The sequence below is a fragment of the Citrobacter sp. Igbk 17 genome, from assembly GCF_028069775.1.
Lineage (GTDB): Bacteria > Pseudomonadota > Gammaproteobacteria > Enterobacterales > Enterobacteriaceae > Citrobacter.
Genome location: NZ_JANEWI010000035.1, coordinates 26,451 through 41,585, shown reverse-complemented (window position 1 = coordinate 41,585; position 15,135 = coordinate 26,451). Strand labels below are relative to the sequence as shown.

Annotated in this window: 14 protein-coding genes and 1 pseudogene; 9 read left to right on the top strand and 6 right to left on the bottom strand. The window is 49.4% G+C overall.

The window, feature by feature from the left end:
* The first annotated feature begins 77 nt into the window (after window positions 1-77).
* Window positions 78-683: an FMN-dependent NADH-azoreductase gene (gene azoR / locus NNO08_RS18450; RefSeq protein ID WP_202038565.1), complete on the top strand. Its 606-nt coding sequence runs from the start codon at window positions 78-80 to the stop codon at window positions 681-683.
* A gap of 34 nt (window positions 684-717) precedes the next feature.
* On the opposite strand, the gene NNO08_RS18445 is transcribed toward azoR, so the two are convergent.
* From NNO08_RS18445 to NNO08_RS18430, 4 genes are all read right to left on the bottom strand, one after another.
* Complete coding sequence (locus tag NNO08_RS18445; RefSeq protein WP_121584690.1) at window positions 718-897, bottom strand: hypothetical protein; 180 nt, start codon at window positions 895-897, stop codon at window positions 718-720.
* Between the two features lie 129 nt (window positions 898-1,026).
* Window positions 1,027-1,353, bottom strand: coding sequence for a YdbL family protein (locus NNO08_RS18440; protein ID WP_271457274.1), 327 nt, complete (start codon window positions 1,351-1,353; stop codon window positions 1,027-1,029).
* A 7-nt stretch (window positions 1,354-1,360) separates the two neighbouring features.
* The gene (locus NNO08_RS18435) at window positions 1,361-1,552 is read right to left on the bottom strand and encodes a YnbE family lipoprotein (protein WP_271442536.1); all 192 of its coding nucleotides are present in this window, start codon (window positions 1,550-1,552) and stop codon (window positions 1,361-1,363) included.
* Window positions 1,549-4,188, bottom strand: a complete 2,640-nt coding sequence (locus tag NNO08_RS18430; RefSeq protein ID WP_271448781.1) for a YdbH family protein — start codon at window positions 4,186-4,188, stop codon at window positions 1,549-1,551. Before NNO08_RS18430 ends, NNO08_RS18435 begins: the two co-directional genes overlap by 4 nt.
* A 298-nt stretch (window positions 4,189-4,486) precedes the next feature.
* On the opposite strand from NNO08_RS18430, the gene NNO08_RS18425 reads away from it, so the two are divergent.
* From NNO08_RS18425 to hslJ, 3 genes are all read left to right on the top strand, one after another.
* Entirely contained in the window at window positions 4,487-5,302 is an 816-nt protein-coding gene (locus NNO08_RS18425; protein WP_271448780.1) for an APH(3')-I family aminoglycoside O-phosphotransferase, read from the top strand.
* 254 nt (window positions 5,303-5,556) lie between these two features.
* On the top strand, window positions 5,557-6,546 hold the full coding sequence (locus tag NNO08_RS18420; RefSeq protein WP_137381769.1) for a 2-hydroxyacid dehydrogenase: 990 nt from the start codon (window positions 5,557-5,559) through the stop codon (window positions 6,544-6,546).
* Window positions 6,547-6,658: 112 nt separating this feature from the next.
* The gene (gene hslJ, locus NNO08_RS18415; RefSeq protein WP_048211553.1) at window positions 6,659-7,078 is read left to right on the top strand and encodes a heat shock protein HslJ; all 420 of its coding nucleotides are present in this window, start codon (window positions 6,659-6,661) and stop codon (window positions 7,076-7,078) included.
* Between the two features lie 13 nt (window positions 7,079-7,091).
* On the opposite strand, the gene NNO08_RS18410 is transcribed toward hslJ, so the two are convergent.
* The gene (locus NNO08_RS18410; protein ID WP_003020360.1) at window positions 7,092-7,358 is read right to left on the bottom strand and encodes a putative hemolysin; all 267 of its coding nucleotides are present in this window, start codon (window positions 7,356-7,358) and stop codon (window positions 7,092-7,094) included.
* A gap of 274 nt (window positions 7,359-7,632) precedes the next feature.
* Between NNO08_RS18410 and nifJ the strand changes: the two genes are divergently transcribed.
* The 4 genes from nifJ to uspF all read left to right on the top strand — a co-directional run bounded on the left by nifJ (window position 7,633) and on the right by uspF (window position 13,554).
* On the top strand, window positions 7,633-11,157 hold the full coding sequence (nifJ, locus tag NNO08_RS18405; protein WP_271457273.1) for a pyruvate:ferredoxin (flavodoxin) oxidoreductase: 3,525 nt from the start codon (window positions 7,633-7,635) through the stop codon (window positions 11,155-11,157).
* A 370-nt stretch (window positions 11,158-11,527) separates the two neighbouring features.
* Entirely contained in the window at window positions 11,528-12,673 is a 1,146-nt protein-coding gene (gene ompC, locus NNO08_RS18400; protein ID WP_271457272.1) for a porin OmpC, read from the top strand.
* A 152-nt stretch (window positions 12,674-12,825) separates the two neighbouring features.
* Window positions 12,826-13,038, top strand: a complete 213-nt coding sequence (locus NNO08_RS18395) for a KTSC domain-containing protein (RefSeq protein ID WP_271441981.1) — start codon at window positions 12,826-12,828, stop codon at window positions 13,036-13,038.
* An 81-nt stretch (window positions 13,039-13,119) separates the two neighbouring features.
* Window positions 13,120-13,554, top strand: a complete 435-nt coding sequence (gene uspF / locus NNO08_RS18390; protein WP_003833207.1) for a universal stress protein UspF — start codon at window positions 13,120-13,122, stop codon at window positions 13,552-13,554.
* 181 nt (window positions 13,555-13,735) lie between these two features.
* Here uspF and NNO08_RS18385 read toward each other — a convergent pair whose 3' ends face one another.
* A complete protein-coding gene (locus tag NNO08_RS18385) occupies window positions 13,736-14,098 on the bottom strand; it encodes a hypothetical protein (protein ID WP_271441980.1) in 363 nt (120 codons plus the stop codon).
* 758 nt (window positions 14,099-14,856) lie between these two features.
* On the opposite strand from NNO08_RS18385, the pseudogene NNO08_RS18380 reads away from it, so the two are divergent.
* Window positions 14,857-15,123, top strand: a pseudogene (locus tag NNO08_RS18380) (tyrosine-type recombinase/integrase); the annotation flags it as partial.
* Window positions 15,124-15,135 lie beyond the last annotated feature (12 nt).

Here is a 15,135-nt window from a genome sequence, read left to right as displayed (position 1 = left end):
CACTGCGGCAGGATTGTGAATAAAGTGTCAACAAGCAACGGGGCACATCCCCTTCAAACACATAAAAGGAAACACCCATGAGCAAGGTATTAGTTCTTAAATCCAGTATTCTGGCAGGGTACTCTCAGTCTGGTCAGTTGTCTGATTATTTTGTTGAACAGTGGCGTGAAAAGCACTCTGCTGACGAAATCACCGTCCGTGACCTGGCTGCAAATCCTGTTCCGGTACTGGATGGCGAACTGGTGGGTGCGATGCGCCCGAGCGATGCCCCGCTGACACCACGTCAACAAGAAGCACTGGCGCTGTCTGATGAGCTGATCGCTGAGCTGAAAGCGCATGATGTGATTGTTATCGCCGCGCCGATGTATAACTTCAACATCCCAACGCAGCTGAAAAACTACTTCGACCTGATTGCCCGTGCTGGCGTAACCTTCCGTTACACCGAGAAAGGCCCGGAAGGTCTGGTAACCGGAAAACGTGCTATCGTGCTGACCAGCCGTGGTGGTATCCATAAAGATACGCCGACCGACCTGATCACCCCGTATCTGAATGTGTTCCTGGGCTTTATCGGTATCACCGACGTGAACGTCGTCTTCGCGGAAGGTATTGCTTACGGTCCGGAAGTGGCATCTAAAGCACAGTCCGATGCAAAAGCGGCAATCGACAGCGTCGTCGCTGCCTGATGATTGACCCTCTCACCATCCGGTGGGAGGGTACTTACTTCTTTGCCTGCTTCCCATGAATGCGATTAATATCACGCCAGATAGTTGCATAATCCCTGCACTTCGCCAGATTCTCTTCCCAGCAATGCAGTAAAAATTGTTCCGGCTCCGCGACATCCCGGCTTAACAGCTTGAATACCCAACGATTCCAGACATACCACTTAAAAAGCCACATGATTTCACTCCAGTGACGCGACCGGAGAGGAACTATATCAACATCGATATCATGCCGTGTGGCAACTATTGCGATGTCGATGAATAATTCAAGTGAATGCAATACTTGTCAGCCCAGCTCAGAAATGCATTATTCTTTCCTTAACCATTTGCCATTTATGCCCTGTACATACTCGCCGGGTTTGGCGCGAGCAACCAGTTTTTGCCCGGCCATTTTTGCCACTTCATCTGGAGGAATATTGTTGCTTTCAGCCAGTTGTTGGTAACTGGCGTTGCGCGCTTTATTAATCTCATTCACCAGCGCCTGCGTTTCAGCATCCGTTTTCAGCGCGACAAGATAGCCGTTAAGTGTTTCACCTACCCGTCCCTGCGTTCTGGCTTCATTCAGCGTCAATGCCCACACGTTGCCGCTCAAAAAACTTAACGCCATCAGGATCGCTACAAGCTGTTTTTTCATCGTGACCTCAGAACAGATCGCTTCGCGATTTCAGTAAACTCTCGACGTCTTTATCCACTTTGATATGGATCTCGTGCTCGATTTTGACGTTCATGTTGATAGTGATGGGCTCTTTAGGCGCAGCCACTTCGATTCTGGGGGTACACCCCACCAGCAGAGATGACGCAAGCAGGCCCAGCATGGCAGCTCTCATTTTCATTGTTGTTCCTCACATTCCTTGCCTTCCGGGCAATGGGTTTCTGGCAGCGCCGCATTTTGCTCAAGCCATGCCTGTAAATTGTCACCAAAACGCAAACTGCGCCATAACGTAAATACGTTTTCCTCATGGGTGTAATTCAAATTAACGGTACCCACTTTGCCATCCACCCGGCTATTCCCCGTGACGCTTGACTGCATAGTTAACACACCCAGGTTATCCAGATTTATTTTCGTCCAGGAATGCGTTATTTCCATATAACGTAACCAGTTAATCGCCGCGCCGGCTGCCATGTTATCTTTGACAACGGCATCCGCAGTGTCTTTATCAATACGTAACGTCATTGGTCCTGGGTTGGTCAACCATCCGTCTTTGATAATCCACTTTTCGTTATTCAGCCATAACGGTAACGCACCGCTGACCGGACCTGACATAGCAAACTGCTTCGGATTTACCGCACTGATGAGTTCGCTGGAGGAGATATTCTGCACCCGTAACAATGCCGGATCGTGCTGCGGCATACGCAGTTGTTGCATAACCACTTTGCCACCCAGCAGTTCGGCGCTGACATCGCTTAACAGTAACGGATTGTCTTCACTCCAGGGATATCCGCCCTGCAGATCGGCGGTGATGTTTGTCGCAGCAACCTGATTCACAACTTCCGCAATACGTAATGACACCGGCCCCCGCGTACCAAGTTGCCATGCGCCTTCACTAAAACGAAACGGCAGCACAAAATCGACACCGTTAATTTGGTTATCAGGCATCCAGGCACTGCCACCTTTCAGTACGCCGTGTCCTCCCGCCTCAAATCCCTGCTCCGGCGCGGCAGAGAATGCCACCTGCGCATACAGTTCACCTTCGCGCAGATTCATTTTCCAGTCTGGGGGTACCAATGGCTGGAAAACGGTGAGTGATTGTTTTGGCCACCAGGCCTGACCACGCAGGCGGATCCCATCCCAGCGCCCATTCAACTGTACAGGACCTATTGCTCCGGCATGAAGTTGACCTTTGAACTGGAAAATCGTCGGATCAGTCCCTTCGACGCTGAACTTCAGCGTTGAAGGGGGCAAGACGCTGCCCCCGCTAAAGAGCGTATTTCCGGCATCGAGCGAAAGCGCACCGCTAAACGTCGGTTTTTCGGCATCACGGACCCACACGATCGGCGCATCCATCACCAGACGCGGTTTTTCCACCGTCATGGTGCCGTATTGCAGATGGTCAAATCCGGTCGAGAGGTCGAAAAGTCTCAAGGTGTTGTCGTGCCACTCCCCTTTGCCAGCGACATCCCAAAGCGCATGCATCGGTGTAAAACTGCCTTTGCCCCAATACCGCCACTGCCAACGGCCTGCATCAGGAAGAAAATCATTTGCCAGACCATCAAGGTGTAACTCAAAGCCCCCCATCTGGTTTTCATGCGCTCGTAAAATGGCCTGCAGACGCCCATCCACACCGCGCTGTGTCACTTTAACGCCAGCCAATGGCCAGCGAATTTCGTCAATATCAAGTGAGTCGATAACTCGACCACGGGAGCGCAACAATGCCCCAGGTTCAAACGCCAGTTGCGGATCGTTCAAGCTGCCGGTGAGCCTTGCTGGTAACATGGCGTAGAAAATCAGATCGCCTTGTTTGGCTTCACCGGTCAACTGCAGCGGCATTTCGCTGTTATCCATGTTGAGCTTGCCGGGCCCCAGGGTTAACACCGCATTCCCTTTGCCGGCTTCACCTTGCGTCAGAATATTCAGACGCCCACTCACCACGGCATTTTCCAGACCGGCCTGCCAGTTTTCGACTTTCACCCCCAGACGCCCACTTAACGGGAACCCCTGATAAGGCCAGTTCCAGCGACCGTCACTGATAGTCAGTTGCTGACGCGTGATTTCCCACGGCAGATCGAGAAGCGGATCGGCCGCATCCCGTGCCATCACGATCAGTTGCCCGCTATTTTCTTGCCATTCCAGCTCCGCATCCACAAGCGTTGGCTCCTGCGGTAAACTGAGCGTTGCGACCGTATGCCCGCTCACTGGCAGTCCGTCAGGAACCAGCGGCATCGTAAATTCCCCAACCAGTTTTACCGGCGGTTGCCCTTCAAACGCCGCAACGTCCAGTTCATTTACCGTCAGATTTTGTCCATGCAAGCGCCCCTGGAATTTAACCTTTTCCCCCTGGTAGCGAAGCTGCTGAATAGACGATGTTAACGAAAGTGACAGTTTGCCCTGCCACTCCTGCCATGGGGAGAGAACAACGTTATCGATGTTAATCCAGGTATTGGGCAGCATCGATTGCCATTCCGCCAATGTTTTAGGTGCGACGGGTGAGGGTTGCGCCTGCGGCAGTTTGGCCAGGCAAGCAGAATCCAGTTCAATGGTCTTGACGTTCAACAACCAACGACTCGGATGCGACAGTTCGGCCTGAGTAATACGTGCTAACGGGCAATCATCGACCAGATAACGAAGTTCCGGGATATACAGTCCGTGTCGGGTCAGCCGTGGACTCTCATCCAGCGCGATACGCGTACCTACCGGTAGCCAAACACCCACCAGCGTAGGCACCCACAAACCGAGTGTCATCAGCAGCGTCAGCGGCATGAGAATCAATAATAAGAGGAGTGCCAGAACGGCTTTATATTTACCCTTCATGGGTAGTTAATATCCTGATTTAGCGAAAATTTAAGCCGGTTTAGGCTTGTATTGTGGCATGTTTAACTAAACATGCCCACATTAAGAATAGATGCTCCCGAAAGATATGTCGTTTTTATAGAACGCAGATCAGTCACAAAGAAACTGATAAATCAATAAGATGGAGATTAGTTACATCTGTTCAGGACTGCTATGACAGTGATGCTTCAATCAATACCTTACATTGCAAAATGATGGATTTACAGTGAGTGAGATTAGAATGCTCTGCTGTGCTTCTGTTGCCAAACAAAGGGGTTGTATGAATCATTCGCAAAGAGAAACGCTATGCGCCAGTCTGCCGTTAAACCCACTGCTGGACGCTGAACTGGCAGGTTATCAATGGGCGCGGAATAATGTCGGTCTGTCCGGGGCGGCAATTTATCACTTATATGGCAAGGCTGATGCGCCAGAGTTATTTCTAAAGCATGGCAAAGGCACCGTTGCAAATGATATCACCGATGAAATGGTCAGACTCAACTGGCTGCAGGCCTATATGCCTCTGCCCACCATCAATCATTTTAGCCGTACGGCTGATGAAGCGTGGCTTCTGACAACAGCAATCAGTGGAAAAACCGCTTTTCAGATGCTGGAAGACTATCCTGATGACCGTGGCGATATTGTTGATGCGCTGGCAGTATTCCTGCGTCGATTACATGCCATTCCAGTCAGCCACTGCCCTTTTAACAGCGACTACCCGTTTCGTCTCTCATTAGCCCATACACGAATGGTCAACGGTCTGGTAGATACCGATGATTTTGATGATGAACGTCATGACTGGTCTGCTGAACAAGTCTGGGATGCAATGCATGACCGTTTGCCATTTCCTCCCGATCCCGTTGTGACGCATGGCGACTTCTCGCTTGATAACATTATTTTTGCTGATGGCCGCGTGATGGGTTGTATTGACGTTGGTCGAGTAGGTATTGCCGATCGTTACCAGGACCTTGCGATCCTCTGGAGTTGTCTCGGGGAATTTTCACTGTCTTTACAGCAACGACTTTTTCAAACATATGGTATTTCCCACCCAGACAGTAACAAAGTGCAGTTTCATTTGATGCTCGATGAGTTTTTTTAAACGGTACGTCTGCAATGTGAAGACGTACCGTTGATCCATACCTGACTCCGCCTAAATGGGCCAAAAAAAACAACCAAAAACCGCATGCAGTCTGGCATGAGTGAAATCAGTTGTTGAAATTGAAGAACCTGCCCACACTAACAACAGATGCGCTGGAATTTTTCATTACGTCTTTGACTATCAATAATTTTTTATATTTTGTAAAATAATTTGAATTGGATTAATGTGACGTCAAAATCACTGGAGAAAGTCTTATGAAACTCGCCATCTATAGTACAAAACAGTACGACAAGAAGTATCTGCAGCAGGTTAACGAGGCTTTTGGTTTTGAACTTGAATTTTTTGACTTTTTGTTGACGGAAAAGACAGCCAAAACAGCCCACGGTTGCGAAGCCGTGTGTATCTTCGTGAATGACGATGGCAGCCGCCCTGTTCTGGAAGAGCTGAAAAAGCACGGTGTGAAATACATCGCGCTGCGCTGCGCCGGGTTCAATAACGTCGATCTGGACGCCGCGAAAGAGTTGGGCTTGCAGGTTGTACGTGTTCCTGCCTATTCACCTGAAGCCGTCGCCGAACATGCAATCGGTATGATGATGACGCTGAACCGCCGTATCCATCGTGCTTATCAGCGTACTCGTGACGCAAACTTCTCACTTGAAGGTCTGACGGGTTTCACCATGTACGGCAAAACTGCCGGGGTGATTGGTACAGGTAAAATCGGTATTGCTGCACTGCGGATCCTGAAAGGGTTTGGTATGCGCCTGCTGGCGTTTGATCCGTATCCCAGCGCCGCCGCCCTTGAGTTAGGGGTTGAATATGTCGATCTTAAAACACTGTTTGCAGAGTCTGATGTTATTTCCCTGCACTGCCCGTTAACACCGGAAAATTATCATCTGCTCAATCACGAAGCCTTTGAGCAAATGAAAAATGGCGTGATGGTCATCAACACCAGCCGTGGTGCGCTGATTGATTCTCAGGCAGCAATCGACGCGCTGAAAAACCAGAAAATCGGTTCACTGGGTATGGACGTGTATGAAAATGAACGCGACCTGTTCTTTGAAGATAAGTCCAATGACGTGATTCAGGATGACGTGTTCCGTCGTTTGTCAGCCTGCCATAACGTCCTGTTCACCGGGCATCAGGCATTCCTGACTGCCGAAGCGTTGACCAGCATTTCTGAAACAACCTTGCAGAATCTGGCTCAAATCGCCAAAGGCGAAACCTGTCCGAACGCCCTCTTCTAATCATACCGCTCCCCTGCTTCCAGGGGAGCATTTTCAGATAACCCCCGATGATAAATCTGGCGATATCATTATCATCATGAATATAATCCCGTCACGAACGTAGAGAAAGTTAATGAAGAAAATTGTCACGCTGATTGCGCTCAGCATGCTTATGGCTGGCTGTGTGAGCAATGGAAAAATTTCCGTCAATCGCGAACAGTTACAGCACCACCGTTTTGTTCTACAGAGCGTCAATGGCAAGCCGGTAACCGTCGCCAATAACCCACCCGAATTAAGTTTCGGCGAAAATATGACGGTATCGGGAAAAATGTGTAATCAGTTCCACGGTCAGGGCAAGCTGTCCGACGGAGAATTGAAAGTGAAAGACATGGCAATGACACGCATGATGTGCGCCGATCCACAGCTTAACGCGCTCGACGGCATCGTCAGCGAGATGTTTAAGCAAGGCGCACAGGTCGATCTGACTGCTGACCAGTTAACACTGGCTACGGCAGAACAAACGTTGACGTTTAAACTGGCGGATTTAATGTAATAAAAGCAGTGGCTCAATAATTCCCACAGCTTCCGGCGGCAAGCGACTGCTCACTACAGCGTTTGCCGTTGGGTAATGCACACATCCCGATGGCTGAACCATCCAGTTGACGAGCAACGGATAGCGAACCGCCAATCATGGCACAGTTGGCTTCTCCGGAGCTGGACATTGCGGCCTTCATGCCCGGTGCAACGTGCGCGGCCGTTGCCTGCTGAACAGGTTCACTGCTGCAAGCCGATAATAACAACGCGGCACACCCTACCCAAAACGCTGCGCGCATCTTACTCCCCTCTGAATATTAACCAAACGACACAGCCATAAATAATAGGCAGCGGAAACACTGCCGTCGAGAGGCAAAATGCGCATTTATGCGTGCTGTTTACATTTTCTGGCAATTTTTTGGCTACTCCTTTGATCAAACCATTCATTCTGTTTATTCCAGGGACACAAAAGCGAAAATGTGCCTGAAAGCCTTTTGCTAAAATAAAAGGATAATTACAGGACTCGCTACTGTTTTGCGTGTCCCTCTTTTTGCGCAATGTAAGGGTGTCAGTATGATCACAATTGACGGTAATGGTGCGGTTGCTTCGGTTGCCTTTCGTACCAGCGAGGTTATCGCCATCTACCCGATTACGCCGAGTTCGACGATGGCAGAACAGGCAGACGCCTGGGCCGGGAACGGGCTTAAAAACGTCTGGGGAGATACCCCTCGCGTCGTAGAAATGCAGTCAGAAGGCGGCGCAATCGCGACCGTTCACGGCGCATTGCAGACCGGTGCGCTCTCAACGTCATTTACCTCATCGCAGGGTCTACTGTTGATGATCCCAACGCTGTACAAACTGGCCGGTCAGTTGACGCCATTTGTGCTGCACGTTGCCGCGCGTACCATTGCTACTCATGCACTCTCTATCTTCGGTGACCATTCCGACGTAATGGCCGTGCGCCAGACAGGCTGCGCCATGCTCTGCGCCAGCAGCGTCCAGGAAGCGCAGGATTTCGCACTGATTTCACAAATTGCCACGCTGAAAAGTCGCGTCCCTTTTATTCATTTCTTTGATGGTTTCCGCACATCGCATGAAATCAATAAAATTGTGCCGCTGGCCGATGACACGATCCTCAGCCTGATGCCGCAAGCTGAAATTGATGCACATCGGGCTCGTGCGCTTAATCCAGAGCATCCGGTTATTCGCGGGACGTCTGCCAACCCGGACACTTACTTCCAGTCACGCGAAGCGACGAACCCATGGTACAACGCGGTTTACGATCACGTAGAACAGGCGATGAACGATTTCGCCACGGCGACAGGTCGTCAGTACCAGCCATTTGAGTATTACGGTCATCCACAGGCGGAGCGTGTCATTATTTTGATGGGTTCCGCGATTGGTACCTGCGAAGAAGTCGTCGAAGAGTTACTTGCTCGTGGAGAGAAAGTGGGCGTCCTGAAAGTTCGGCTGTTCCGCCCCTTCTCCGCCAGACACTTACTACAGGCATTACCTGAAACTGCGCGTAGCGTTGCCGTTCTGGATCGCACCAAAGAGCCCGGCGCCCAGGCAGAGCCGTTGTATCTGGATGTGATGACCGCGTTGGCAGAAGCCTTTAACTGCGGCGAACGGGAAACATTACCACGCGTCATTGGCGGGCGTTACGGGCTTTCTTCTAAAGAGTTTGGCCCGGACTGCGTGATGGCAGTATTTAATGAACTGAGCAGCGCTAAGCCCAAATCGCGTTTTACGGTCGGTATTTATGACGATGTCACCAATTTGTCGCTGCCTCTGCCAGAAAATACCCTGCCCGGTACCGCCAAGCTCGAAGCGCTGTTCTATGGTCTGGGCAGCGACGGCAGCGTATCGGCCACCAAAAACAATATCAAGATTATCGGTAACTCCACGCCGTGGTACGCGCAGGGCTATTTCGTCTATGATTCGAAAAAAGCAGGCGGTCTGACCGTTTCTCATCTGCGCGTCAGCGAGCACCCTATCCGTTCGGCGTATCTGGTATCGCAGGCTGATTTTGTCGGCTGCCACCAGTTGCAGTTTATCGATAAATATCAAATGGCCGAACGTCTGAAGCCTGGCGGTATTTTCCTGCTCAATACGCCGTACAGCGTGGATGAAGTCTGGACTCGCCTGCCACAGGAAGTTCAGGCGGTACTGAATCAGAAGAAAGCCCGTTTCTATGTGATTAATGCGGCCAAAATCGCGCGTGAGTGCGGTCTGGCCGCGCGTATTAACACCGTCATGCAAATGGCGTTCTTCCATCTGACGCAAATCTTACCAGGTGACAGCGCCCTGGCTGAATTGCAGGGTGCCATAGCCAAAAGCTATAGCAGTAAAGGTCAGGATCTGGTTGAACGTAACTGGCAGGCGCTGGCACTGGCACGTGAATCCGTCGCCGAGGTGGCACTGCAACCGGTTGATCCGCACAGCGCCAACCGTCCACCGGTAGTTTCTGATGCCGCACCTGATTTTGTAAAAACCGTGACAGCAGCGATGCTCGCAGGTCTCGGCGATGCCCTGCCCGTTTCAGCGTTACCACCAGACGGTACCTGGCCGATGGGAACCACGCGCTGGGAAAAACGCAATATCGCCGAAGAAATCCCTATCTGGAAAGAAGAATTGTGTACACAGTGTAACCATTGCGTTGCCGCCTGTCCGCACTCGGCCATCCGTGCCAAAGTGGTCTCACCAGAAGCGATGGAAAGCGCCCCTGCCAGCCTGCATTCGTTGGATGTGAAATCACGCGATATGCGCGGTCAGAAGTACGTACTGCAGGTTGCACCTGAAGATTGCACCGGCTGTAATCTGTGCGTCGAAGTGTGCCCTGCGAAAGATCGCCAGAATCCTGAGATCAAGGCCATCAATATGATGTCTCGCCTTGAACACGTTGAAGAAGAAAAAGTGAATTATGACTTCTTCCTCAATCTGCCGGAGATCGATCGCAGCAAGCTGGAACGCATTGATATCCGAACGTCTCAGCTGATTACCCCGCTGTTTGAATATTCCGGAGCCTGTTCCGGTTGCGGTGAAACGCCGTATATCAAACTCCTTACGCAGCTGTACGGCGATCGTATGCTGATCGCCAACGCCACTGGCTGTTCATCAATTTATGGCGGTAACCTGCCCTCAACGCCGTATACCACCGATGCTAATGGCCGTGGACCGGCGTGGGCGAACTCACTGTTTGAAGATAACGCCGAGTTTGGTTTGGGCTTCCGTCTGACGGTAGATCAGCATCGTGTGCGCGTCATGCGTTTACTGGAACAGTTTGCCGATAAAATCCCGGCTGAGCTGAATGACGCCCTGCACGCGGAGGCAACACCAGAAGTCCGTCGTGAGCAAGTTGCAGCGTTACGCCAGCATCTGCAGGGCGTAGAAGGCGCACAGCAGTTACTGACCGACGCCGATGCGCTGGTGGAGAAATCCATCTGGCTGATTGGTGGTGATGGCTGGGCCTATGACATAGGCTTTGGTGGTCTGGACCATGTTTTAAGCCTGACCGAGAACGTTAACATTCTGGTACTGGATACCCAGTGTTACTCCAACACTGGCGGACAAGCGTCAAAAGCCACGCCGCTCGGTGCCGTGACTAAATTCGGCGAGCATGGTAAACGCAAGGCCCGCAAAGATCTTGGTGTCAGTATGATGATGTACGGCCATGTATACGTGGCGCAGATCTCGTTGGGCGCACAGCTAAACCAGACGGTGAAAGCAATTCAGGAAGCGGAGTCTTATCCGGGCCCATCGCTGATTATTGCGTACAGCCCCTGTGAAGAACATGGCTACGATCTCGCGCTGAGTCACGATCAGATGCGTCAGCTCACCGCAACCGGGTTCTGGCCATTATATCGCTTTGACCCGCGCCGTGCAGATGAAGGCAAATTGCCGCTGGCATTGGATTCTCGCCCACCATCAGATGCGTTGGCTGAAACATTGCTTAACGAGCAGCGATTCCGTCGTCTGAATGCGCAACAACCCGACGTGGCGGAACAACTGTGGAAAGACGCAACGGCTGACTTGCAAAAACGCTACGATTTCCTGGCGCAATTGGCAGGAAAAGCAGAAAAGAGCAGTACTGATTAATACGCTCAGTTAGGTATTAACCTGGAGTCCAAAAAAAAGCCCGAACAATTGTTCGGGCTTGTCAATTTATTCGCTGGGTAGTAGGCATTCCTGCCAACATACCAACGAAAATAAATTAAATCGTGACAATAAAGGCATATAACCTGCGCAGAATAACGCAATAACCCCCTCTTGTATAATTTTTATTTTATATATTTTCACAACAAAACATTCATGATAATTATCATCATTTCAACAGAATTATTTATTTAAGGTTTTACTTAAGACGTAACAATTCATATTTATCTCTTTACGGAACTTCTCCTTTAGCATGCTTTTACTCCCTACACGGGTAGTCACAGGTTAATAAAAAAACTAAAGGATTATTTCAATGAACAGAAAAGTATTGGCACTCGTAATTCCTGCACTGTTAGCTGCTGGCGCTGCTCACGCTGCTGAAGTTTATAATAAAGACGGCAATAAGTTAGATCTCTACGGAAAAGTAGATGCCCTGCACTACTTTTCTGATAATTCAGGCAGCGATGGCGATCAGACTTATGTTCGTGGTGGCTTCAAAGGCGAAACTCAGATTAACGATATGCTCACCGGCTATGGTCAGTGGGAATATCAGGTTCAGGCTAATAGCACTGAATCTGAAGGTTCAAACGCCTGGACTCGTCTGGGATTTGCAGGCTTAAAAGTCGGCGATTACGGTTCATTCGATTATGGTCGTAACTATGGCGTACTGTACGACGTGGAAGGCTGGACCGATATGCTGCCGGAATTCGGCGGTGACTCCTACACTTACTCAGATAACTTTATGACCGGCCGCGCTAACGGTGTTGCAACCTACCGTAATACCGACTTCTTCGGTCTGGTTAATGGTCTGAACTTTGCGCTGCAATATCAGGGTAAGAATGAAAACCAGAATGGCCAGGAAGGTACCAACAACGATGGCCGTAATTTGAAACATTCCAACGGTGATGGTTTCGGTATCTCCTCTACCTACGATCTGGGTATGGGCGTAAGCTTCGGTGCAGCATATACCTCTTCCGATCGTACAAACGAGCAGGTAAATCAATCCACTGCTGGCGGCGACAAAGCGGATGCGTGGACTGCCGGTCTGAAATACGACGCGAACAACATCTATTTAGCAACCATGTATTCTGAAACCCGTAATATGACCCCGTATGGCGGCTCAAATGGTAGCGATTATACTGTTGCAAACAAAACTCAGAACTTCGAAGTGACTGCACAGTACCAGTTCGACTTCGGTCTGCGCCCGGCAGTCTCTTTCCTGATGTCTAAAGGTAAAGACCTTTCTTTGGCAGGCAATGCAGGCAACCCGAACGGAACGACTGGCGACAAAGATCTGGTTAAATACGTTGATGTAGGTGCAACTTACTACTTCAACAAAAACTTCTCCACCTACGTTGATTACAAAATCAACCTGCTGGACGAAGATGACAGTTTCTACGCTGGCAACGACATCTCTACCGATGACACTGTGGCACTGGGTATGGTTTACCAGTTCTAATCTGTCTCTGTCAGCCCGCTGGCAACAGCGGGCTATCCTTTCATTAATAGCAATTCTGTTTTATCCAGATCAAAACGTTATATCTGTTGCGTTAAAACACACCTTTGATAGATGATATCTTGCATTAATACCTGTAGTAGAGGATACCTGCAATGAATCATCACCCCGTTAAATCATCCCGTATTGCATCCGTCGGCTATGACGAATCCTCGCGCACACTTGAAATTCGCTTTCATCAACTAACTACATTGCAGTATCAACATGTCCCTGCGCGTATTTTTCAAGATTTCCTTAGCGTGGTCTCTAAGGGCCGATTTTATGATGGGGTTATAAAAGGGAAATTTCCTGAAATCAAAATAAAGTGATGCCAAAATGTGATCTTTGTCATTGTACATAAAGTGCCATTACGCGGTAAGCTTTACGTGGATACTTAAACAGGAGGTTTTATGAACAGAACGATTCTTGTACCCATCGATATTTCAGACTCAGAATTAACTCAACGCGTTATTGCCCATGTTGAAGCAGAGGCAAAAATTGACGATGCGCAGGTGCATTTTCTGACCGTTATTCCGTCACTGCCCTATTACGCTTCCCTGGGACTGGCCTACTCGGCGGAGTTACCGGCCATGGACGATCTGAAAGCCGAAGCGAAATCTCAACTGGAAGAGATTATCAAGAAGTTCAATATCCCAACGGACAGAGTGCATGTTCACGTTGCTGAAGGTGCGCCGAAAGATAAAATCCTGGAGATCGCTAAAAAATTACCGGCCGATATGGTCATTATTGCCTCACACCGGCCGGACATCACCACTTATCTGCTGGGCTCTAACGCCGCAGCCGTGGTGCGTCATGCAGAGTGTTCGGTACTGGTAGTCCGCTAAGCTGTCTGGCCCGCACACCGTTGCGGGCTTTTTGTTTCTCCCTCGTTTACCCCGCGATTCCTGACCTGGAGGGAAAAATAGCTGATGGTTCCATGTCGGCAGATTAAGCTATCTGGTTGCTATAACGCATACCGTGCGGAAGGTAAAAAATCAGTGCTCTGATTGAGTAGTACCGAGATGATTAATCCACAAATGAACACAGATAAGAGTAAAGACTTTCGCTGCCATCTTTATGGTATACAACCAGTCCGCTATCAAGTTGATCGTTTGAGTTCGAGTACAGTTGCGCTGTGTTACCCTTAGCGTCTTTCCAGTTTTCAAGATAAACCCTTCCTTTTTGGCTATCTCTTATCCATTGCCCCGTATCAGAAGGCGTAAAACCATCTCCTCTAACAGTCAGCACCCGCTCTCCCTGCGCTTCACTTCGTTCTGCGACTAACTCACGCCCAGAGCCATTTACATCAAAACTACATGCAATTCTTTGAACATTAGCTTCCGTTGCAGCAGAAGAAAGGAGTAAAACAATCATCATCAACTTTTTCATTGCCAGCCTTTATCATCGAATTTTTTCGAACAGATGATATATGGTGCAGTTGATAAATCAATAAACCCCGCGTATCTGATACCCTACAGATATGATTACATTGACGAACTGCCATCAAACATTGCCGTTCTCGCATTATTGATACCACTTCGAACACTGGATACACAAAGCTGTCCCTCTGTCCATCTGTTAGATTTGCAGTAAGTAACGCAATACATAATCAGCATCAATACCCAATACCTAACTTCAATTATTCTTGAGCTCGACAATCCTGTTCCGGATGTCAACTTTTGATGGCCACCTGTGTGGCGCTTTAATTGATGAGATACTCGCGGAAAACGTGTCTTGCTTTGCGTCGAGTGCCATTAATTTACCTTTGGAAATGCCGACAGGCAATGAAGAGAGACGATAAGTGAAATTACTAATAGTGTTCATGGGAGTATGCCTTCTTGCTGCATGTTCCACATCCCAGGAAATTAAACGCCCAGATGGTTCAAGTGAGTACGATATCCAATGTGGGGCGGCTACCGGATGGAATATTTGCTATTCAAAAGCTAATGAAGTTTGCCCCAACGGTTATCAAGATTTATCGAAAGAAGGTGGTTTCAACCGCAAAGAGTTGCGCATCCTTTGTAAGAAGTGATCTTTTAGCCATTGCTATAGGTCTACCCATGGCGATGGCATAAAAAACCTGCGGTGCCGATGGCTTGCAAGGACGAGCTCAACGTTGTCAAATTGTGGCCCAATGCCTGGGTGTAGGCGAGCAGAAACCTTACTACTCTGTGAGTAGTATCGGAATCAAATAAATCGCAGCTGTAAAACGTGCTGGTATTCGTCGCCGTAATCCGTACCATACGCGGCATGCTTTTGCCTGCTGGCTGTTATCGGCTGGAGCGAATCCATCATTTATAGCTAATCAGATGGGGCATGAAAACGCGCAAATGGTGTACGAAGTCTACAGTACATGGATTGAAGTAATGAATGGCGATCAGGTTGCCATGTTGAATAACAAACTCGCCCTGTGATGGAAGTTTGCC

Coding starts and splice junctions, on each gene's coding strand:
- NNO08_RS18445 (WP_121584690.1), bottom strand. CDS start 897: ATGTGGCTTTTTAAGTGGTATGTCTGGAATCGTTGGGTATTCAAGCTG.
- uspF (WP_003833207.1), top strand. CDS start 13,120: ATGAACAGAACGATTCTTGTACCCATCGATATTTCAGACTCAGAATTA.
- azoR (WP_202038565.1), top strand. CDS start 78: ATGAGCAAGGTATTAGTTCTTAAATCCAGTATTCTGGCAGGGTACTCT.
- NNO08_RS18440 (WP_271457274.1), bottom strand. CDS start 1,353: ATGAAAAAACAGCTTGTAGCGATCCTGATGGCGTTAAGTTTTTTGAGC.
- NNO08_RS18435 (WP_271442536.1), bottom strand. CDS start 1,552: ATGAAAATGAGAGCTGCCATGCTGGGCCTGCTTGCGTCATCTCTGCTG.
- ompC (WP_271457272.1), top strand. CDS start 11,528: ATGAACAGAAAAGTATTGGCACTCGTAATTCCTGCACTGTTAGCTGCT.
- NNO08_RS18425 (WP_271448780.1), top strand. CDS start 4,487: ATGAATCATTCGCAAAGAGAAACGCTATGCGCCAGTCTGCCGTTAAAC.
- NNO08_RS18410 (WP_003020360.1), bottom strand. CDS start 7,358: ATGCGCGCAGCGTTTTGGGTAGGGTGTGCCGCGTTGTTATTATCGGCT.
- NNO08_RS18395 (WP_271441981.1), top strand. CDS start 12,826: ATGAATCATCACCCCGTTAAATCATCCCGTATTGCATCCGTCGGCTAT.
- NNO08_RS18430 (WP_271448781.1), bottom strand. CDS start 4,188: ATGAAGGGTAAATATAAAGCCGTTCTGGCACTCCTCTTATTATTGATT.
- nifJ (WP_271457273.1), top strand. CDS start 7,633: ATGATCACAATTGACGGTAATGGTGCGGTTGCTTCGGTTGCCTTTCGT.
- hslJ (WP_048211553.1), top strand. CDS start 6,659: ATGAAGAAAATTGTCACGCTGATTGCGCTCAGCATGCTTATGGCTGGC.
- NNO08_RS18420 (WP_137381769.1), top strand. CDS start 5,557: ATGAAACTCGCCATCTATAGTACAAAACAGTACGACAAGAAGTATCTG.
- NNO08_RS18385 (WP_271441980.1), bottom strand. CDS start 14,098: ATGAAAAAGTTGATGATGATTGTTTTACTCCTTTCTTCTGCTGCAACG.